Raw genomic sequence first — 19598 nt, forward strand, 5'->3', positions numbered from 1 at the left:
GGAAAAGCATGTTGCGCCGGCCTCTTCCGCCCGCCGCTCGTTCCGCTAGACATCCGGCTCCGCGCCGCGCGCGCGGGGCTTGGCGGGAGCGGGCGATGCGGATCCAGGGTCTCTCGGCGATCGTGACGGGCGGGGCCTCCGGGCTCGGGGCGGCGACGGCGCAGGCGCTGGCCGAGGCCGGCGCGCGGGTGGCGCTGCTCGACCTCGACGGGGCGGCGGCGCAAGCTCGAGCCGCCACGCTCGGCGGGATCGGCATCGCCTGCGACGTGGCGGACGCGGCGAGCGCCGAGGCCGCCGTGGCGCGGGCGGCCGAGGCGCACGGTCCCGCCCGCATCCTCGTCAACTGCGCCGGCATCGCGCCGGCCGCCCGCATCGTCGGGCGCGACGGCCCGGCCTCGCTCGACGGCTTCGTCCGGGTGATCCAGGTCAACCTCGTCGGCTCGTTCAACCTGATGCGGCTGGTGGCGGCGGGCGCCGCCGGGCTCGATCCCCTCGACGGGGGCGAGCGTGGGGTGATCGTCTCCACCGCCTCGATCGCTGCCTACGAGGGACAGGTCGGCCAGGCCGCCTACGCCGCCTCGAAGGCCGGCATCGTCGGGCTGACGCTGCCGGCGGCCCGCGAGCTCGCGCCGCTCGGCATCCGCGTCTGCGCGATCGCGCCCGGCATCTTCGGCACGCCGATGCTGCTCGGCCTGCCTCAGGACGTCCAGGACAGCTTGGGGGCCGCGGTGCCCTTCCCCGCCCGCCTCGGCCGGCCGGAGGAATACGCCGACCTCGTGCTGGCGATCGTCCGCAACCCGATGCTCAACGGCGAGACCATCCGCCTCGACGGCGCGTTGCGCATGCAGGCGCGCTGATCCGCGCACGAATCCTGCGTCGCAACGAAGGGAAGTCCGATGGGATCGTCCCTTCGGCGGGGGTCGGGCGAAGCCCGACGAACCGACCGGGCTTCGCCCTCGGCCCCGGACAAGGGATGACCCCTTATCGAAACCCGGACGTCACGCGCCGACCCTCAGTGAGCTGACCCGACATGTCGCAAACCTTCGACTGGACCTCCGCCTATCCCTCGATCCGCATGCCGATGTTCGGCCGCAACGTGGTCGCGACCTCGCACGCGCTGGCGGCGCAGGCCGGGATGCGGATGCTGTGGAAGGGCGGCAACGCGGTCGACGCGGCGATCGCCACCGCCGCGGCGAAGACGCTGACCGAGCCGTGCAGCAACGGGCTCGGCTCGGACGCCTTCTGCATCCTCTGGGACGGCCAGGAACTGCACGGCCTGAACGCCTCGGGCGGGGCGCCGGCCGCCTGGACGCCGGACTACTTCGCCCGGAAATACGGCCCGGCCACGCGGCCGCCGATGCGCGGCTGGGATTCGGTGACGGTGCCGGGCGCCGTCGGCGCCTGGGTCGCCCTGTCCGAGCGCTTCGGCAAGCTGCCCTTCGCCGACCTGCTGGAGCCGGCCATCGAGATCGCCGAGCGCGGCTACCTCGCGCCGATCGTGGTGCAGCAGAAATGGGCCGCCGCGGCAGCGGTCCCCGACCTCGTGCGCCAGCCGGGCTTTTCCGAGTTCTTCCTGCCCCGCGGCCGCGCGCCGGATGTCGGCGAGCTGGTGACGCTCAGGGCCGCCGCGCGGACGCTGCGCGCCATCGGCGAGACGAAGGGCAAAGCCTTCTACGAGGGCGAGATCGCCGAGGCCATGGCGCGGCACGCGGGCGCGAACGGCGGCGCGATGACGGTGGCGGACCTGTCCGCCTACCGCCCGGAATGGGTGACGCCGACGCGCAAGGACTACCGCGGCTACACGCTGCACGAGATCCCGCCGAACGGGCAGGGCATCGCCGCGCAGATCGCGCTGGGCATCCTCGAGAGCTTCGACCTCGACGGGATGGCGGTGGACGGGGCGGAGGCGCAGCACCTGCAGATCGAGGCGATGAAGCTCGCCTTCGCCGACACCTACGCCCACGTCGCCGACGGGCCCGCGATGCGGGTGAGCCCCGAGGCGATGCTCGACGACGCCTACCTCGCGTCCCGCGCCAAGCTGATCGACCCGCGCCGCGCGCAGGATTTCGGCGCCGGCAACCCGGTCCGCGGCGGCACGATCTACCTCACCGCCGCCGACGAATCCGGGATGATGGTGAGCTTCATCCAGTCGAACTTCATGGGCTTCGGCTCCGGCGTGGTGGTGCCGGAGTGGGGCCTGTCGCTGCAGAACCGCGGCTACGGCTTCGTCCTCGACGAAGCGAGCCCGAATTGCGTGGCGCCGGGCAAGCGCCCGTTCCACACCATCATCCCCGGCTTCCTCACGCAGGGCGGCGCCCCGGTGATGAGTTTCGGCGTGATGGGCGGCAACATGCAGCCGCAGGGCCACGTGCAGACGCTGGTGCGGATGATAGACCACGCCCAGAACCCGCAAGCCGCCTGCGACGCCCCGCGCTGGCGCTTCAACCAGGGCCTCGAGATCAACGCCGAATCCGCGATGCCGGCGGACACGCTCGACGGCCTCGTCGCCCGCGGCCACCGGGTCGCGGTGATCCGGGACAGCTACCAGGATTTCGGCGCCGGCCAGTTCATCTGGCGGATGGGCGACCCCGGCGTCGAAGGCTACGCCGCCGCCAGCGACCCGCGCCGCGACGGGCAGGCGGTGGTCTGGTGAGGCCGAAGCGCCCCGACGCGGCATCCCGGGTCGCCGCTGGCGATCGCGCGCCGAGCGGTTAGGCTGGCGCGGCGAAACATCCGTCCGCCGAGGCTCCCGGCCATGAACCCGTTCCTGTTCCAGACCACGCCGAACCTGCTGTTCGAGGCCGGGGCGGCGGGCAAGATCCCCGAGCTGGTCGCCAAGTTCGGCGCGCGAACCATCCTGCTGGTGACCGACCGGGGCGTGCGCGCCGCCGGGCTGACGCGGGCGGCCGAGGCGGCGCTGGCGCAGGCCGGCTGCCGCATCGACGTGTTCGCGGACGTGGTCGCGGACCCGCCGAGCCACGTGGTCGAGACCGCCGCGGCCTTCGCGCGGGCGTCGGGCGCGGAGCTGGTGCTCGCGATCGGCGGCGGCTCGGCGCTCGATACCGCCAAGCTCGTGGCCTACCTCGCCCGCTCGGACGACGCCCTGGACGCGATCTACGGCGTCGGCCTCGCCACGGGCGAGCGCCTGCCGCTGATCCTGGTGCCGACCACCGCCGGCACCGGATCGGAGGTGACGCCGATCGCCATCGTCACCACGCCCACGCAAGAGAAGAAAGGCGTCGTCGCCCCGCGCCTGCTGCCCGACTGGGCGGTGCTCGACCCGGAGCTGACGCTGGGCCTGCCCGCCGCCGTCACCGCGGCCACCGGCATCGACGCGATGGTGCACGCGATCGAGGCCTATACCAGCCGCCACCGCAAGAACCCGATCTCCGACGGCCTCGCCCGGCAGGCCCTGGGGCTGCTCGCCTGCCATATCCGGATCGCCTGCACCGACGGCGGAGATGTCGAGGCGCGCTCCGGGATGCTGCTCGGGTCGATGCTCGCCGGCATGGCCTTCGCCAACGCGCCGGTGGCGGCGGTGCACGCGCTCGCCTACCCGATCGGCGCGCTGTTCCACGTGCCGCACGGGCTCTCGAACGCGCTGGTGCTGATGGGCGTGCTGCGCTTCAACCTGCCGGAGGCGCGGGCGCTCTACGCCGAGCTCGCGCCGATCCTCGACCCGGACGCCCGCGACCGGCCGGCGGCGGAGGCGGCCGACCGCTTCGTCGCGGCGCTCGCCGCGATCTGCCGCGATTGCGGCGTCCCGGCCTCGCTCGCGGCGGTCGGCATCGCAGAGACGGACCTCGACCGCCTCGCCGACGACGCGATGAAGCAGACGCGGCTCCTGGTGAACAACCCGCGGACGGTGACCCGCGCCGACGCGCGCGCGATCTACGCCGCGGCGCTGGCGGGCACCGCCTGAGGGCGCCTTCGAGGAGGCGATCTTGGCCGTCGCCGACGGCCTTGGCCGCGATCCAGCCACCGCCCTCATCCTGAGGCGCGACCGCTTCCGTCGCTCTCGCGCTTCGGCCGGTCCTTTTCGGGTCGATGTCCGTATAGGGGGGGCACACAGGAGCGACGCCACCCACCATGCCAGCCATCGAGACGGTCCCGAACCGCGTCGTCGCCGCCGTCCGGCGGTCCTTCCGGCAGTTCCTGGCACTGCCGCTCGCGACGATCGTCGGCTTCGTCGGGCTCAATGCGCTGGTCTACCTCGCCGACCGCTCGTGGTCCGGCGGCGCGGCGCCCACGGGCTTCCGCTGGCTCGGCGCGCTGCTCGGAGACCGCGCCGCGCTCGGCGGCCTGCTCACCACCGTGGCGTCGAGCATCATCACCGTGACGTCGATCACCTTCTCGCTGCTGCTCATCGCCGTGCAGCAGGGCGCGGCCTCGCTCACCGCGCAGGTCACCGACCAGTTCATGGCCAGGCGCACCAACCAGTTCTACTTCGGCTACTTCGTCGGCCTGTCGGTCTTCGTGCTGATGACCCTGGTGACCAACACCGAGTTCCACCGGCCGGTCTTCGGCACGAGCCTGGCGCTGGTAATGACGACCTTCGCCCTCTGCCTCGTCATCGTGATGCTCTACAACACCATCGATCAGATGCGGCCCGAGCGCATCGTCCAGTTCATCCACGAGCAGATCCTCGAGGCCCGCGCCGACGACGAGCGCCTGCTCGCGCGCACCCGCCGGACGCCCCGGCCGGGCTGGGACGTCCGCGCGGTGGTGCGCGCGACCGAGCGCGGCTACGTCGTCGGCCTCGACGCAGACCGGATCCAGGCGGCGATCGCGCGCGCCGCGCCGGACGCCGTCGAGGTTCGGATGCGGGTTCCGGTCGGCACCTTCCGGGCGCTCGGCGACCCGCTCTTCGACATCCGGGCCCGGCCGGGCTTCGTGCTGGAAGCGGAAGCGCGGGAGGCGGTCGAGGCCGCGTGCGGGCGGGCGCTCACCTTCGACGACGGGCGCGACCTCGGGCACGATGCCGGCTACGGCCTGCACCAGCTCGCGACCATCGCCTGGACCTCGGTCTCGACCGCGAAGTCGAACCCCAGCCCCGGCCGCGTCGTGCTCCTGGCTTTGCGCGACATCGTCGCCCGCTGGAGCCCCGGCGAGGTCGACCCGCCGGAGGCACTGGGCGCGCACGTGATCCTGGCCGACCACGCCCCGACCGCGGCCACCGATGCGCTGGAGGCGGTGATCGTCGTCGCCTCGGAATCGATCCAGTGCCAGACCCTCGCCGAGGCGATGGACAGCCTGGCGATCCTGCTCGGCCACGTCGCCGCGCCGACGGCCGACCGCCTCGCCGGCATCGCCCAGCGCTCGCTCTCCGCCCTCGGCGAGCACGTGCTGACCCGCGAGCTCGAAGCCGCCCTCGACGGCCTCGCCGCGGCGTTGGCCACGCGCGGCTTCGACGACGGCGCGGCGGCGGTCGCGGCGGCGACGCGGGCGCTGGCCGAAAGCCACGGCACGCTCAACTCGCGATCGACCCGCGTGCCGGGAACCACCGGCTGACCCGCCGCGGACAGCGGCCCCGTTCTCGGGAACTTCCGGCCACTCGTCCCGCCCGCGCCTTCATCCTGAGGTGCTTGCGCGAAGCGGACGCCTGGAAGGAGGCTCCCGGGGATCGCGCGACCACTGGAAGGCTCCTTCGCGGCGGCCGCCGCGCGGCCGCACCTCAGGATGAGGGGGTAGTTTGGGGCGAGGCGCGTTCGCCAGAACGCCGCGCCGCTACTTCGGCGCGGTCGCACCCGCCGGCTTGGCGGCCGCGGGCTTCGGCGCGGCTCCGGGCTTCCCCGCCCATTCCGGGTCCGAGCGCGGGCCGCCGGGGGTGTCGGTCGCGGCGGTGAGCTGGCCGGGCACCACGTCGCCCACCCGCGTCCAGGTCTGGGTCTGGCACAGCACGGAGATCAGGCAGCCCTTCACCGACAGCTCGGCGGGGGTCTCGCTCCAGATCGTCACGTCGTAGGACTTGCCGTTGTCGCCGTTGTAGATCTTGCCGACGAACCGGCCCTCCTCGTTGCGCTTCAGGCCGAGGATCATCTGGTGGCCGAGGAGCGGCCGGGCCTGCCGCTTCGGGTCGGGGTTGTAGCGGTCGATCTTCGGCTTGCCGTCCTCGCCCAGCGGCTTCGAGCCCCAGACGACGTAGCCGCACAGGTTCGCGCCGCCCGGCCCGCAATGCTCGGTCCGCACCCGGGCGCGCCCGTCCTCGGTGAACCAGGTGCCGGTGGGGTCGGCCGCGGCCGCCGGGCTGGCCCCGAGGGCGGAGGCGGCGGCGAGGCCGAGGAGGGCGAAGGTCGAGACGCGGGCGGACATGACGGTCATTCGGTTTCCTCAGGGGGAAGGGGAGGGATGGGCCGCGGGCGCGGTGCCGGCCTCGTCGCGGGCGCCGACGAAGCGGCCGAGCACCCGTCCGAGGACGCGGCTCAAGCCCTCCATCAGCAGGAACACCGCCGGCACGAAGACCAGCGAGAGCAGGGTCGAGACGATCAGCCCGGCGATCACCGCGACCGCCATCGGCGCGCGGAACTCGCCGCCGACGCCGAGCGCCATCGCGGAGGGCACCATGCCGGCGGCCATGGCGATCGTCGTCATCACGATCGGGCGGGCACGCTTGCGGCCGGCCTCGACGATCGCGGTGACGGGATCGACGCCGCGTCCCATCTCCTCGACGGCGAAATCCACCAGCATGATCGCGTTCTTGGTCACCAGCCCCATCAGCATCAGGATGCCGATCACCACCGGCATCGAGATCGGCATGCTCATCACGAGCAGGCCGAGGATCGCGCCGCCGATCGAGAGCGGCAGCGAGAACAGGATCGTCAGCGGCTGCAGGAACGAGCCGAACAGCAGCACGAGCACGGCGTACACCATCATGATGCCGGCGCCCATCGCCAGGAGGAAGCCGGAGAAGACCTCGCCCATGATCTCGGCGTCGCCGGTCTGTCGGATGGTGACGCCCGGCGGCAGGCTCTTGGCGGTCGGCGTCTCCAGCGCCTGGGCGATCAGCGAGCCGAGCGCGTCCGAGCCCTCCATGTTGGCCTCCACGGCCACGCGCACGACGCGGTCGTAGCGGTCGATCGCGCCCGGGCCCTGGTCGAGCTCGATGTCGGCCACCGCCGCCAGCGGCACCGCGGTGCCGTTGTTGGCCGGCACCTTCAGGTTCTCCAGCCGCGAGACCGTGCCGCGGGCGCTGTCGGGCAGCTGCACCCGGATCGGGATCTGGCGGTCGGCGGCGTTGAACTTGGCGAGGTTCAGGCCGATGTCGCCGATCGTTCCGACCCGCACCGTCTCGGCGATGGCGTCGGTCGAGACGCCGAGATCGGCCGCGACGCCGGGCTTCGGGCGGATGCGGACCTCGGTGCGGTTCAGGGGCGCCGTCGACATCACCGCGACGAGGTGGGGGATCGCGGCCATGTCGCGCTGGAGCCTGGCGGCGACCTCGGCCACCACGCCGGCATCGGGGCCGCCGACCACGAGGGCGAGGTCGCGCTGGCCCGAGTCGCGCAGGGACCACGAGCGGATGTCGGGCTCCTGCGCGATCAGCCCGGCGATCTCGGTCTCGACGGCGGCCTGCGACTGGGCGCGGGCGTTCTTCGGCGTCAGGTTGACGGTGAGCGTGGCCAGCCGCGTCTCCCGCTTGCCGCCGACCTGCCGGCCGCCGTCGACGAAGACCGAGACCACCTCGGGCAGGGCGCGGATGCGCGCGACCACCCGGTCGGACACGGCGATGGTGTCGGCGAGCCGCGCGCCCGGCGCCAGCTCGAGCATGAACAGGGTCCGGGCGTTGTCCTGCTTCGGCACGAAGCCGGAGGGCAGCAGGCCGGTGGAGGCGAGCGAGCCGGCAAACAGGGCCAGCCCGACGAGGAGGGTGACCACCCGGTGGCGCACCGACCAGCCGACGAGGCAGCCGTAGGCGCGCATCACCGGCCCCTCGCGCTCCGCGTGGTGGGCGTGGTCGCGCAGGAAGTAGGCCGCGAGCATCGGCGTGATCAGCCGCGCGACCAGCAGCGACATGAACACCGAGACCGCGATGGTGAGCCCGAACTGGATGAAGTAGCGCCCGGCGATCCCCGGCATGAACGACACCGGCGCGAACACCGCGATCAGGGTCGCGGTGATGGCGATGACGGCGAGCCCGATCTCGTCGGCGCCCTCGATCGCCGCCCGGTAGGCGGACTTGCCCATCCGCATGTGGCGGACGATGTTCTCGATCTCGACGATGGCGTCGTCGACCAGGATGCCGGTCACCAGGGTGATCGCCAGCAGGCTGATGCCGTTCAGGGTGAAGCCGAGCGCGTCCATCGCCCAGAAGGTCGGGAACACCGAGAGCGGCAGCGCCAAGGCCGCGATCAGCGTCGCGCGCCAGTCGCGCAGGAACAGGAACACCACCAGCACGGCGAGCGCCGCGCCCTCGATCAGGGTGTGCATCGCCGAATCGTAGGAGCCGATCGTGGCCGAGACCGAGGAGTCGATCCTTTCGAATTTCACGTCGGGGTAGCTGGTCGCGAACTCCGAGATCTTCCTTTCGACGCCGGCGGCGACCTCGGCGTCGCTCGCGCCCGAGCCGCGCGAGACCGCGAAGGCGACCACCGGCCGGCCGTCGAAGCGGGCGAAGGTGCGCGGCTCCTCGATCGCGTCCCGCACGGTGGCCAGATCCGCGAGGCGCACCTTGCGGCCGCCGGGCAGGACGATGGAGGTGGCCTTGAGGCCGGCGAGCGTCCGCGAGGCGGCCAGCGTCCGGATCGACTGCTCGCGCCCGCCGACCTCGCCGCGCCCGCCCGCCATGTCGGCCGAGGTCAGGCGCACCTGCCGGTTGACGTCGGCCGCGGTGATGCCGAGCGCCAGCAGCCGGTCGGGCTGCAGCTCGATGCGCATCTCGCGCGCCACGCCCCCGACCCGCTCGACGCCGCCGACGCCCTTTACCCCCTGGAGGATGCGCGCGAACCTGTCCTCGACGAGCCAGGACAGGTCGGCGGGCGTCATCGCCGGCGCGGTGACGCCGTAGATCAGGATCGGCAGGCCGGCGATCTCGACCCGGCTGATCACCGGCTCGTCGATGGTGCGCGGCAGGTTGATGCGGATCTTCGAGACCGCGTCCTTGACGTCGTTGACGGCCCGGTCGGTGTTCACCTCGAGCCGGAACTCGACGGTGGTGACGGACGAGCCCTCGGTGATCGCCGAGGTGATGTGCTTGACCCCGCGCACGCCGGCGATCGAGTCCTCGACCCATTTCGTGACCTGGGTCTGGAGCTCGGAGGGCGCCGCGCCCGACTGCGTGATCGCCACCGAGACGATCGGCACGTCGACGTTCGGCATCCGCGTCACCGCGAGCCCGCGGAAGCTGACGAGGCCGAGCACGATCAGCACGAGGAACAGGACCAGCGGCCCGATCGGGTTGCGGATCGCGTAGGCCGAGACGTTCAGGCGCATCGGGCGGCCCGTTCCTTCTGCATCACTTGGCGGGGCGGCGTCGGCTCAGGGGACGCCGGCGTCGGCGCTCGCCTCGGGCGACGGCGCCTCGGCCACGGCCGGGGCGACGGCCGCCAGCGGAACGGGGCGGACCTTGTCGCCGTCCCGCAGGAAGCTGCCGGCGCGGGCGACGACGCGCTCGCCCTCGGAGAGCCCGCTGCGGATCTCGATGTCGTCGTCGTCGGACAGGCCGGTGCGGACCTGGCGGGCCTCGACCGTGTCGCCGGCGACCACGAGGACGCTGCTGCGCGCCGGGCCGCCGTAGAGCACCGCGGCCTGGGGAACGGCGACGCCGCGGGTGCGGGCGATCTCGACCGCGCCGCGGGCGAAGGTGCCGATGCGCAGCCGCGGGTCGGCCTCGAGCCGGACGCGGACCTTGCCGAGCCGGCTCGCCCGGTCGACCTCCGGGTAGACCGCGCGGACGCTGCCCTGGACGCGTGCGCCCGCGCCGATCTCGATCCAGGCCGGGCGGCCCTCCCGCAGCAGCGGCAGCTTGGTCTCGACGACCTCGCCTTCGAGCTCGATCTCGCCCCGGGCGATCAGGCGGAACAGCGGCTCGGCCGCGGACGAGGCGGTGATGCCGACGCGCGCGGTGCGGCGGTTGACGATGCCGGCTTCCGGCGCGCGGATCTCGGTGCGGGCGAGCCGCAGCTCCAGCTCGTCGCGCACCGCCTTCGCCTGGGCCAGCTCGGCCTTCGCGATGACCAGGCCGTTGCGGGCGAAGGCGAGCTTGCCCTCGGCCTGGCGCAGGGTGGAGGTGCGCCCTTCCAGGATCGCCGCCGTGCCGTTCCCGGTCTGCATCAGCTGCTTGGCGCGGTCGAACGCGAGGCGCGCCTCGACGGCGGCGGCTTCCGCCTGCTCGATGGTGCTCTCGGCCTGCGGGACGGCGGCGGTGGCCTTGTCCACCAGGGCGGATTGCTGGGCGAGCTGGCGGTCGATCAGGTCGTGCGACAGGCGGGCGAGCACCTGGCCGCGGGCGACGCGCGCGCCCTCCTCGACCAGGACCTCGGTGACGCGGTAGCCGTCGATCTCGGGCGTCACCAGGATCTCGTCGCGCGGCACCAGCGTGCCGGTGACGACCACGCTCTCGACGATCTCGCGGCGCGCCGCCTCGACCACGCTGACCGCGGGCGCGGGGCTCGCCGCGGCGGGCGCCGGGGCGGTCTCGGCCCGTGCCGGCAGGGACAGGGGGAGCACGAGGGCCAGGGCGGCGAGGCCGAGGCGATGGGCGCGAACGGTCATCGGCCGGTCTCCGCGGGCGTCGAGGCGAGGGGAAGGCGCCCGTCGAGGCCCGCATCGAGCAGGGCGAGGAGCTGGGCGACGGCGGCGGCCGGGTCGTAGCCGGGCAGCAGCGCCCGGTCGACGATGATCCCCTTCATCAGGGGGCCGAGTAGGGCGTAGAGCGCGGCCGGGTCGCAGGCGGGGGACCGCGCCAGGGCGGCGAAGGTCTCGACGAACCAGCCCCGCGCCTCGGCCTCGGCCCGCGCGGTCATCGCGGCGATCGCCGGGTTGCGCGTCGCCTCCGACCAGATGTCGACCCGCAGGATCGCGGTCTCGCGGGTGATCGAGACGAAGTAGCGGGTGATGATGCCGAGCAGCGCCGCGCGGCGGTCGCCGTCGCGCTCCAGCTCGGCCACGAGCAGGGCGCCGCGGGCGCGCTCGCACTCGGCGAGCCCGAGGACGAGGTCCTCCTTCGAGGCGAAGTAGCGGTAGACGTTGCCGGCGCTCATCGCCGCCTCGCGGGCGAGGTCCTGCATCGTGGTGCGGTGGAAGCCGTTGCGCACGAAGCAGGCCTCGGCCGCGGCCAGGATGTGCTCGCGCCGGGCCGACGGCTCGATCCGCGCCGAGACGGCGCTGCCGGCGCTCATCGCGCGAGGCTCGCCGCCGAGACGTGGGGCACGATGCGGCTCGCGTCCTTCGCGGGCGGGACGCCCTGGCAGGCGGCGGGACGAACCGCGAGCCCGGCACAGGACCGCGCCTGCCATCCGTCGGGACCGGCCCCGGTCCAGCCGATCAGCGCGACCCAGGCGAGCCCGAGGATCCCGACGAGCGCGAGGTTCGCCGGCGTGGCCACGGCGCGAAGCTCCGCGAGGCGGAGGGCGGTGCCGGGATCGGAAACGGAAAGGCCCATGGCGGATTCCTGCGTGCCGCCCCCGTGTAATGAACGTTCATTCTCACGTCAATGAATGTTCATTCTCAGATCGGCTCAGGAAGCGCGTCGTCGCCGCAGCCCGTCTCTCCCCCCCCACGGGGGAGGGAAGACGGGATCGCTCAGGCCGAAACGCTCACGCCGCGGCGCGGGTCACCGCGTCGACGACCGCGTCGACGACGTCGTTGACGAGGCCGCGGTCGTCGCCCTCGGCCATCACGCGGATGACCGGCTCGGTGCCGGACGGGCGGATGACGAGGCGGCCGGCGTTGCCCAGGCGCTCGCGGGCGTGCTCGATCGCGGTGACGACGCTGTCGGCGCGCAGCGGCTCGCCGGAGCGATAGCGCACGTTCTTCAGGATCTGCGGCAGCGGGTCGAAGCAGTGGCAGACCTCGCTCACCGGCCGCGCGCTGCGCTGGACCACGCTCAGCACCTGCAGCGCGGCCACCAGCCCGTCGCCGGTGGTGGCGTAGTCCGACATGATGATGTGGCCGGACTGCTCGCCGCCGAGGTTGTAGCCGTGCTCGCGCATGTGCTCGAGCACGTAGCGGTCGCCCACCGCGGTGCGGGCGAGCGAGAGGCCGATCCCGCCGAGGTAGCGCTCCAGCCCGAGGTTGGACATGATCGTGGCCACGATCCCCGGCTGGGTCAGGAGGTCGTCCTCCTTCCACGAGCGGGCGACGACGGCCATGAGCTGGTCGCCGTCGACGACCTGCCCCTTCTCGTCGACGATCAGCACCCGGTCGGCGTCGCCGTCGAGCGCGATGCCGATGTCGGCGCGCAGCTCGCGGACCTTGCCGACCAGGGCGGCGGGCGCGGTCGAGCCGACGTCGCGGTTGATGTTGAAGCCGTCCGGCTCGACGCCGATGGCGATGACCTCGGCGCCGAGCTCCCACAGGGTCTCGGGGGCGACGCGGTAGGCGGCGCCGTTGGCGCAGTCGACCACGATGCGCAGGCCGTCCAGCGTCACGTTGCGCGGCAGCGAGCGCTTGGCGAACTCGATGTAGCGGGCATGCACGCTCTCGATGCGCTTGGCCCGGCCGAGCGACATGGAGCCGGCGAGCCGGGTGTGCAGCTCGCCGTCGATCAGCGCCTCGATCTCGCGCTCGATCGCGTCGTTCAGCTTGAACCCGTCCGGCCCGAACAGCTTGATGCCGTTGTCCTCGAACGGGTTGTGCGAGGCGGAGATCATCACGCCGATGTCGGCGCGCATCGAGCGGGTGAGCATCGCCACCGCCGGCGTCGGCATCGGCCCGAGCTGCAGCACGTCCATGCCGACCGAGGTGAAGCCGGCGATGAGCGCGGTCTCGATCATGTAGCCCGACAGGCGGGTGTCCTTGCCGATGACGACGCGGTGGCGATGGTCGCCGCGCTGGAACACCAGGCCCGCCGCCTGGCCGACCTTCAGCGCCAGCTCCGGCGTGATCACCCCGTTGGCCCGGCCGCGAATGCCGTCGGTGCCGAAATACTTTCTCACGAAACTCTCCGTCCCATCGGGCACGCGACGTTGCGGGCAACCTATCATCGATCGCACGGCACGCGCGGATCGCGTCCCGTTACGGTGAATCGACGCCGCCTCTTCCCTCCCCCGCAGAGGGGTGGGAGAAAACCCGCGCTGCGTCTCCCATGCCTGTCCGTCTCGGATGCTGGACATACGAAAAAGGGCGCCGTCGTGGCGCCCTTCCCGTTCGTCGGTGGTGAGGCTCTCAGCCCTGCGGCTGCGGCTCGAGGCCGCCGTCGCTCTCCTTCGGGCGGCCGCGGCCGGCCGACGGGACCGAGGAACCGCGGGCCGGCGTCGGGGGCACGTCGCCACCGTCGCGGACCGGGGGACGGCCCTTCAGCAGGTTCTTGATCTCGTCGCCGGACAGCGTCTCGTATTCGAGCAGCCCCTGCGCCAGCGCCTCGAGGTCGTCCTTCCTGTCGGCGAGGATGCGGCGGGCCTCCTCAAGGCCGGTCTCGACCAGGCGGCGGACCTCCGCGTCGATCTTCTGGGCGGTCGACTCGGACACCGTCTGCTGGCGGCCCATCGACATGCCGAGGAAGACCTCGTCGTTGTTGTCGCCGTAGGCGACGGTGCCGAGCTCAGGCGAGAAGCCCCAGCGCGTGACCATCATCTTGGCGAGCCGCGTCGCCTGCTCGATGTCGGACTGGGCACCCGACGTCACCTTGTCCGGGCCGAAGGTCATCTCCTCGGCGATGCGGCCGCCCATCATGATCGCCAGCCGCGAGGTCATCTGCTCGAACGACATCGACAGCTTGTCGCGCTCGGGCAGCTGCATGACCATGCCCAAAGCCCGGCCGCGCGGGATGATCGTCGCCTTGTGGACGGGATCGGTGGCTGGCACGTTGAAGGCGACGATGGCGTGGCCGCCCTCGTGGTAGGCGGTGAGCCGCTTCTCGTCCTCGGTCATGACGAGGGTGCGCCGCTCGGCGCCCATCATCACCTTGTCCTTGGCGTCCTCGAACTCGTGCATCGTGACGATGCGCTTGCCGCGGCGCGCGGCCAGCAGCGCCGACTCGTTGACGAGGTTCATCAGGTCGGCGCCCGAGAAGCCGGGGGTGCCGCGGGCGATGACCTTGAGGTCGACGTCCGGCGCCAGCGGCACCTTGCGGACGTGGACGCGCAGGATGCGCTCGCGGCCGGTCACGTCCGGGTTCGGCACCATGATCTGGCGGTCGAACCGGCCGGGACGCAGCAGCGCAGGGTCGAGCACGTCGGGGCGGTTGGTCGCCGCGATGATGATCACGCCCTCGTTGGCCTCGAAGCCGTCCATCTCGACGAGCAGCTGGTTGAGGGTCTGCTCGCGCTCATCGTTGCCGCCGCCGAGGCCGGCGCCGCGATGGCGGCCGACCGCGTCGATCTCGTCGATGAAGATGATGCAGGGGGCGTTCTTCTTGGCCTGCTCGAACATGTCGCGCACGCGGCTGGCGCCGACGCCGACGAACATCTCGACGAAGTCCGAGCCGGAGATGGTGAAGAACGGCACGTTGGCCTCGCCCGCCACCGCGCGGGCGATCAGGGTCTTGCCGGTGCCGGGGGGGCCGACCAGGAGCACGCCGCGCGGGATGCGCCCGCCGAGCCGCTGGAACTTCTGGGGGTCGCGCAGGAACTCGACGATCTCCTGCAGATCCTCCTTCGCCTCTTCCACGCCGGCGACGTCGTCGAAGCTGACGCGCCCGTGCGCTTCATTGAGGAGCTTGGCCTTCGACTTCCCAAAACCCATGGCGCGGCCGGCACCCGACTGCATCTGCCGGGACAGGAACACCCAGGCGCCGATGAAGACGAGGATCGGCAGCCAGCTCACCAGAAGCTGGATGAACCAGGGCGTGTTGTCCGACGGCGGGCGCGCGGTGATCTGCACGCCCTTGCCCGAAAGCTTCGAGACGAGGCCCGGATCGTTCGGCGCGTAGGAGGTGAAGCTGCCGCCGCCGACGTAGGAGCCGGACACGTCCTGGCCCGAGATCACGACGGACTGGATCTTGCCGGCATCGGCGTCGTTGAGAAGCTGGCTGTAGGCGATCTCGCTCCCGCCGCCGCGGTGACCCGGATTCTGGAACAGGGTCACCAGGGCCAGGACGAGGAGGAAGATGACGACCCACAGAGCAAAATTGCGAAAATTCGGGTTCATCGATCAATCCCTGGGGCGTGTGGGCCGGCTGCCCGCCGCTGCGGGTTCGTCCGCGCACGCCAAGCCAATGTAGGCAGAGCCCTCCCCCTTGCCAAGTAAGTCGGGCGCCCCTGCGGCAAGGCCGTCCCCTCGCCTGGGCGGAGCGGGCCGGATCGTCACGCGGCGGGCCGGGTCGGCGGCGATGGCGAGCCCGCGCAGGGTGCGCCGCACCGCGCGCCCCGATCTCAGCGCCGGCAGCAGGTCGCCGAGGACCAGCCGCTCCAGCCGCTCCAGCCGCCGCGGCAGCGTGCCGCCGGCCCGGTCGAGGGCGAGGTCGAGGACGCGCAGCGCGACCGCGTCGGGGAGCGCGGCGAGGATTTGGCCGTCGAGACGGAGCGGGACGATCGCCGCAGCACCCCCTCCCCCCACTGCGGGGGGAGGGAGAGGCGCGGCTCCCTCTCCTTCTGGGACAGGAGACCGGCGCCCTCCCACGGACAGCGGCGCCGAGACCGCCTGCCGGAAAGCGGCGTCCGCCGCCGCCGCCAACGCCGCGTCGTCGCGGGCGGCGCGCTCCGCGATCCTTGCGAATCGTTCGGTCGTGAACCCTTCGGCGGCGAGCAGGGGCAGCAATCGGCGCAGGCGCACCCGGCCGTAGCGGTCGTCGGCGTTCGAGGGGTCGCGCGCGAAACCGACGCCCTGCGCCTCGCACCAGGCCACGAGGTCAACCTTGGCGATGTCGAGGAAGGGCCGCGCCAGCGCCAGCCCGGGCTCGAGCGGGCGCTCCCGCCGCATGCCGGCGAGGCCCGCCGGGCCGCTGCCGGCGATCAGGCGCATCAGCACCGTCTCGGCCTGGTCGTCGCGGGTGTGGCCGGTGAGCACGAGGCGTGCGCCGACCGTGCGCGCATGCGCGGCGAGCAGGCGGTAGCGGGCGGCCCGCGCCTCCGCCTGGATCGCGGCACTGGGACGGACGCCCTCCCAGGGCAGGGTCGCGTGGGGCAGGCCGAGCGCCGCGGCGGCGCGGGCGACGGCGCGGGCCTCGTCGGCGGATTCGGGGCGCAGGCCGTGGTCCACCGTCGCGACGAAGAGCGCGCCGGCCCGGCACGCGGCGGCGGCGTGCATCAGGGCGGTGGAATCGGGCCCCCCGGAGACGGCGAGCACCACGGGCGCGTCCCCGGCGAGCCAAGGTGCGAGGGCGTTGGCGAGGGCGCGACGGATCCGGTCACCGGGATCGTCGCGCGGGTCGCTCACGCGGTGCAGCGCGCGCGCTTCTGCTCGCGCGCCACGCTCTGGCGCACGTTCGAGCCGGCGGCGGGGAACTTGCGGTCGAGCTCGGCCAGGGTCGCGCAGGCCTGCTCGCGCGCGCCCAGCGCGTTGAGCGAGACGCCGAGCTTCAGCATCGCCTCCGGCGCCTGGGGCGAGCGGGCGTAGTCGGTCGAGACCTTCAGGAACTGCTCGGCCGCCTCGCGGTTGCGGTTGCGCTGCAGGTAGCTCTCGCCGAGCCAGTAGGTCGCGGCCGGGACGTGGCCGTCGCGCGGGTGCGACTGGATGAACTGGCGGAAGGCCATCTCGGCCTGTTCGTAGCGCTTCTCGCGGATGTGGCCGACGGCGGCCTCGTAGTCGCTCGTCGCGTCCCCGCTGCCGGTGGCGGCGACGCTGGCCGGGGCGCGGGCCGGGCTCGGGAGCGCGCCGGTGGTGCCGACCCGGGCGGGCGGCGACAGGTCGACGGGCTCGTCGTAGCCGGGGGCGCCGCGCGCCTCCGCGTCCTCGCCGTCGTCGATCGCCGGCTCCGGCAGGCGCCGGGTCTGGGCCATCGGCGCGGCGCCTGCCGGCGCAGGCGCCGCGGCCGGGGCGGAGGGCTGGGTCGCGCCGAGCTGCATCGGCGCACCGGGGCGGCCGGGGCTCTGCTCGGGGTCGAAGGCGTCGCCGCGCTTCTGCGGGCGGGCGGCGCCCGGATTGCCGCCGTTGACGGCGCCGGCCGGCTCGCGGCTCGGCGCGGGCGCGGCCTTGCCGCCGCCCTTCTCGTTGAGGCGGAACTCGACGTCCTCCTGGAACTTCCGAAGCTGCTCCTTGAGCTGCCGGTTCTCGTATTGCAGCGTCTCGATCTGCCCGGCCATCATCCGGGACTGGTTCTCGATCCGGTTGAGGCGCACGACGAATTCGGAGGCGTCCTGCGCCGCGGCCGGGGCGGCGAGGCTGAGGACGGCGCAGGAGGCGAGAAGCAGGCGGCGGAGCATGGTGGCACCGGTCGTGACAGGGAGCGCGCAAAGTCGGCGCGAGGCCGGTAGCAGATGCGCTCCAGCACGGCAAAGTTAAGGCGATGCCGGCTCGGGGCCCCTCGAGCCGCACGGCGAGGGCGGGCCTAGGGGGCCGGCCGCATGCGGCGTCGCCCCGGAAGTTGCCGCCACGACCGGCCTGGTGTGAGATGCCCGCCGCGAAGTCCCGAACGGCCGGATGCGAAGCCCCCATGCCGCAGGAACGGATCATCGTAGAAGCGACGGCGTCCGCGCCGGTCGGCGTCGTCCGGGACGACTACACGATGCCGGATCGGATCACGCAGTGGAATTTTGCGTCCGACGACTGGCATTGTCCGACGGCGACCGTCGACCTTCGGGAAGGCGGCACGTTCACGGCGCGCATGGCGGCGAAGGACGGCAGCATGGGCTTCGATGTCGTGGGCACCGACACCAGGAGCGTCCCGAACGAACGGATCGAACACGCCTTCGGCGACCGTCATGCGGTGGTCGAGTTCACCGCGTTGGGCGACCGGACCGGCGTCACGGTCGCGTTCGATCCCGAGACCGATGTCCCCATCGCGCAGCAGCGCAGCGGCTGGGCCGCCATCCTCGGCAACCTCTGCCGACACGTGGCGAGAGGGTGAGCTGCGCCGGACGCGTCGGCCGGACGCGTCGCGGCGGGTGTTGTCCCCCGCTCGCCCCTGCCCCGATACGCCCGCCCGAGGAGGCCGCGGGATGGTGGAGGCAGGATGGCGGGGTCGTCGGGCGACGAAGGTCGCGCCTGCGGTCAGCTTCCGGCGCCGCGGTCGAGCACCGTCACGGCGCGGCGGTTCTGCGACCAGCACGAGATGTCGTTGCAGACCGCGACCGGGCGTTCCTTACCGTAGGAGACGGTGCGCATCCGCCCGGCGGCGATGCCGCGCGAGGCGAGGTAGTCGTTCACCGCCTGGGCGCGGCGGGCACCCAGCGAGAAGTTGTACTCGCGGGTGCCGCGCTCGTCGGCATGGCCCTCGATGAGGAAGCTGTAGCGCGGGTAGCGCTGCAGCCAGGCCGCCTGCTTGTCGAGGGTGCCGGTCGCGGTGGGCGTCAGGTCGGTCGAGTCGGATTCGAAGAACACCCGGTCGCCGACGTTGACGACGAAGTCCTGCGCGCTGCCGGGGGTGGAGGCGCCGCCGCCGAAGGCGGAGGCGTCGGCGAGGTCCTTGTCGCTGCTGCAGGCTGAGACGGCGAGGCCAGCGCAGAGGGCGAAGCTCAGGGAGGCGGCGCGGAAGGTGGCGGCGCGGAAGCGCGCGGATCGGGGCATGTCTGTCACTCCACGAGCGGACGGTGTGCGCCGGCCCGGTCCCGGGTCGCGGCAGGTCGGCGCGTTGATGTCCGCGCGATCAAACGAGATTGGGCTTTAGGCCTGTCGGGTTAAGCGAAGGTTCCATCAAGCTTGACGCCGGGTTTCCAACGGAGCCGGCCCGCCGCCGATGTGTCGTGGCGCACGCAGGACTCGTGGCGCGAGGACCGACGTCGCGGGCCCCGTCAGGCACCCGCATTGCGGCGGCCGCGCGGCCCGGCCTCGCGCAAGCGTCGATTCGACCGGCGCGTTGCGGCGGCGCAACAACGGCGCGTCGCGGGCGAGCCCGCGCGGGCATGCGGGGCCGGGGGCGGCGCGCGTTAGGGAAGCGTTAACGCTCGCGGCCTCCACTGAGGCGAAACCTGCCGACCGGATCCACCCCGATGCATCCCGCCCAGAGCGTGCTCATTGTCGAGGACAGCTACCTGCTCCTCGAGATCGTCGCGTCGCTGTGCGAGACGCAGGGCATCCGCGTCATCGAGGCGTCGAGCGGCGAGGCCGCGCTGACGATCCTGCGCGAGCGCGGCCGCACGATCGACTGGCTGTTCACCGACATCCGCCTGCCCGGCCTGATCGACGGCTGGAGCGTGGCCGAGGCCTTCCGCGCGATGCATCCCGACCGGCCGGTGGTCTACACCTCGACCGCCCCCGGCCTGCCGCCGCGCGCCGTCCGCGGCGGCCTTTACCTGCGCAAGCCGTTCCAGATCCGCGACATCGAGCAGGTGGTGCGGATGATGGCGCAGGGCGTCACCGACGAGCCGCTCCGCGCCGCGATGTGATCGTCGCCCGGTCGCGCC

At 72.8% G+C, this 19598-nt stretch carries 16 protein-coding genes; 6 read left to right on the forward strand and 10 right to left on the reverse strand.

Annotated elements, in window-relative coordinates; all coding sequences use genetic code 11:
* Window positions 1–95: 95 nt before the first annotated feature.
* The 4 genes from MKK55_RS05610 (at window position 96) to MKK55_RS05625 (ending at window position 5511) form a co-directional block, all read left to right on the forward strand.
* Window positions 96–857 (forward strand): SDR family NAD(P)-dependent oxidoreductase, encoded by a 762-nt coding sequence (locus MKK55_RS05610; protein ID WP_243933679.1) that lies wholly within the window; start codon window positions 96–98, stop codon window positions 855–857.
* A gap of 173 nt (window positions 858–1030) precedes the next feature.
* The gene (locus MKK55_RS05615; protein WP_243933680.1) at window positions 1031–2653 is read left to right on the forward strand and encodes a gamma-glutamyltransferase family protein; all 1623 of its coding nucleotides are present in this window, start codon (window positions 1031–1033) and stop codon (window positions 2651–2653) included.
* A 102-nt stretch (window positions 2654–2755) separates the two neighbouring features.
* Window positions 2756–3922: an iron-containing alcohol dehydrogenase gene (locus MKK55_RS05620; protein WP_243933681.1), complete on the forward strand. Its 1167-nt coding sequence runs from the start codon at window positions 2756–2758 to the stop codon at window positions 3920–3922.
* A gap of 167 nt (window positions 3923–4089) precedes the next feature.
* Window positions 4090–5511, forward strand: a complete 1422-nt coding sequence (locus MKK55_RS05625) for a DUF2254 family protein (RefSeq protein ID WP_243933682.1) — start codon at window positions 4090–4092, stop codon at window positions 5509–5511.
* 216 nt (window positions 5512–5727) lie between these two features.
* Here MKK55_RS05625 and MKK55_RS05630 read toward each other — a convergent pair whose 3' ends face one another.
* From MKK55_RS05630 to ybgF, 9 genes are all read right to left on the reverse strand, one after another.
* A complete protein-coding gene (locus MKK55_RS05630) occupies window positions 5728–6321 on the reverse strand; it encodes a DUF2147 domain-containing protein (RefSeq protein WP_243933683.1) in 594 nt (197 codons plus the stop codon).
* A 9-nt stretch (window positions 6322–6330) separates the two neighbouring features.
* Entirely contained in the window at window positions 6331–9429 is a 3099-nt protein-coding gene (locus tag MKK55_RS05635; RefSeq protein ID WP_243933685.1) for an efflux RND transporter permease subunit, read from the reverse strand.
* 45 nt (window positions 9430–9474) lie between these two features.
* Entirely contained in the window at window positions 9475–10710 is a 1236-nt protein-coding gene (locus tag MKK55_RS05640; protein ID WP_243933686.1) for an efflux RND transporter periplasmic adaptor subunit, read from the reverse strand.
* Complete coding sequence (locus tag MKK55_RS05645) at window positions 10707–11336, reverse strand: TetR/AcrR family transcriptional regulator (protein WP_147728675.1); 630 nt, start codon at window positions 11334–11336, stop codon at window positions 10707–10709. The genes MKK55_RS05640 and MKK55_RS05645 overlap by 4 nt, the downstream gene beginning before the upstream one ends.
* Complete coding sequence (locus tag MKK55_RS05650; protein WP_147844174.1) at window positions 11333–11599, reverse strand: hypothetical protein; 267 nt, start codon at window positions 11597–11599, stop codon at window positions 11333–11335. Before MKK55_RS05650 ends, MKK55_RS05645 begins: the two co-directional genes overlap by 4 nt.
* A 154-nt stretch (window positions 11600–11753) precedes the next feature.
* Window positions 11754–13094 (reverse strand): phosphoglucosamine mutase, encoded by a 1341-nt coding sequence (gene glmM / locus MKK55_RS05655; protein WP_147728677.1) that lies wholly within the window; start codon window positions 13092–13094, stop codon window positions 11754–11756.
* Between the two features lie 229 nt (window positions 13095–13323).
* A complete protein-coding gene (gene ftsH / locus MKK55_RS05660) occupies window positions 13324–15246 on the reverse strand; it encodes an ATP-dependent zinc metalloprotease FtsH (protein WP_147728678.1) in 1923 nt (640 codons plus the stop codon).
* A gap of 3 nt (window positions 15247–15249) precedes the next feature.
* Entirely contained in the window at window positions 15250–16473 is a 1224-nt protein-coding gene (gene tilS, locus MKK55_RS05665; protein ID WP_409566021.1) for a tRNA lysidine(34) synthetase TilS, read from the reverse strand.
* Window positions 16470–17459: a tol-pal system protein YbgF gene (ybgF, locus tag MKK55_RS05670; protein ID WP_243933687.1), complete on the reverse strand. Its 990-nt coding sequence runs from the start codon at window positions 17457–17459 to the stop codon at window positions 16470–16472. The genes tilS and ybgF overlap by 4 nt, the downstream gene beginning before the upstream one ends.
* A 230-nt stretch (window positions 17460–17689) precedes the next feature.
* On the opposite strand from ybgF, the gene MKK55_RS05675 reads away from it, so the two are divergent.
* Window positions 17690–18103: an SRPBCC domain-containing protein gene (locus MKK55_RS05675; RefSeq protein WP_243933688.1), complete on the forward strand. Its 414-nt coding sequence runs from the start codon at window positions 17690–17692 to the stop codon at window positions 18101–18103.
* Window positions 18104–18246: 143 nt separating this feature from the next.
* Here MKK55_RS05675 and pal read toward each other — a convergent pair whose 3' ends face one another.
* Window positions 18247–18762 carry a peptidoglycan-associated lipoprotein Pal gene (gene pal, locus MKK55_RS05680; protein ID WP_147729567.1) on the reverse strand — a complete coding sequence of 172 codons (516 nt, stop codon included), beginning with the start codon at window positions 18760–18762 and terminating at the stop codon, window positions 18247–18249.
* Between the two features lie 422 nt (window positions 18763–19184).
* On the opposite strand from pal, the gene MKK55_RS05685 reads away from it, so the two are divergent.
* Window positions 19185–19580, forward strand: coding sequence for a response regulator (locus MKK55_RS05685; protein ID WP_147729566.1), 396 nt, complete (start codon window positions 19185–19187; stop codon window positions 19578–19580).
* Window positions 19581–19598: the final 18 nt, after the last annotated feature.

The sequence above is a fragment of the Methylobacterium sp. J-059 genome (genome assembly GCF_022829485.1).
Classification (GTDB): domain Bacteria; phylum Pseudomonadota; class Alphaproteobacteria; order Rhizobiales; family Beijerinckiaceae; genus Methylobacterium.

What these genes read in the sequence shown, in the direction of transcription:
- MKK55_RS05610 (WP_243933679.1), top strand. Translation starts at nt 96, where the DNA reads ATGCGGATCCAGGGTCTCTCGGCGATCGTGACGGGCGGGGCCTCCGGG.
- MKK55_RS05615 (WP_243933680.1), top strand. Translation starts at nt 1,031, where the DNA reads ATGTCGCAAACCTTCGACTGGACCTCCGCCTATCCCTCGATCCGCATG.
- MKK55_RS05620 (WP_243933681.1), top strand. Translation starts at nt 2,756, where the DNA reads ATGAACCCGTTCCTGTTCCAGACCACGCCGAACCTGCTGTTCGAGGCC.
- MKK55_RS05625 (WP_243933682.1), top strand. Translation starts at nt 4,090, where the DNA reads ATGCCAGCCATCGAGACGGTCCCGAACCGCGTCGTCGCCGCCGTCCGG.
- MKK55_RS05630 (WP_243933683.1), bottom strand. Translation starts at nt 6,321, where the DNA reads ATGACCGTCATGTCCGCCCGCGTCTCGACCTTCGCCCTCCTCGGCCTC.
- MKK55_RS05635 (WP_243933685.1), bottom strand. Translation starts at nt 9,429, where the DNA reads ATGCGCCTGAACGTCTCGGCCTACGCGATCCGCAACCCGATCGGGCCG.
- MKK55_RS05640 (WP_243933686.1), bottom strand. Translation starts at nt 10,710, where the DNA reads ATGACCGTTCGCGCCCATCGCCTCGGCCTCGCCGCCCTGGCCCTCGTG.
- MKK55_RS05645 (WP_147728675.1), bottom strand. Translation starts at nt 11,336, where the DNA reads ATGAGCGCCGGCAGCGCCGTCTCGGCGCGGATCGAGCCGTCGGCCCGG.
- MKK55_RS05650 (WP_147844174.1), bottom strand. Translation starts at nt 11,599, where the DNA reads ATGGGCCTTTCCGTTTCCGATCCCGGCACCGCCCTCCGCCTCGCGGAG.
- ftsH (WP_147728678.1), bottom strand. Translation starts at nt 15,246, where the DNA reads ATGAACCCGAATTTTCGCAATTTTGCTCTGTGGGTCGTCATCTTCCTC.
- ybgF (WP_243933687.1), bottom strand. Translation starts at nt 17,459, where the DNA reads ATGCTCCGCCGCCTGCTTCTCGCCTCCTGCGCCGTCCTCAGCCTCGCC.
- MKK55_RS05675 (WP_243933688.1), top strand. Translation starts at nt 17,690, where the DNA reads ATGCCGCAGGAACGGATCATCGTAGAAGCGACGGCGTCCGCGCCGGTC.
- pal (WP_147729567.1), bottom strand. Translation starts at nt 18,762, where the DNA reads ATGCCCCGATCCGCGCGCTTCCGCGCCGCCACCTTCCGCGCCGCCTCC.
- MKK55_RS05685 (WP_147729566.1), top strand. Translation starts at nt 19,185, where the DNA reads ATGCATCCCGCCCAGAGCGTGCTCATTGTCGAGGACAGCTACCTGCTC.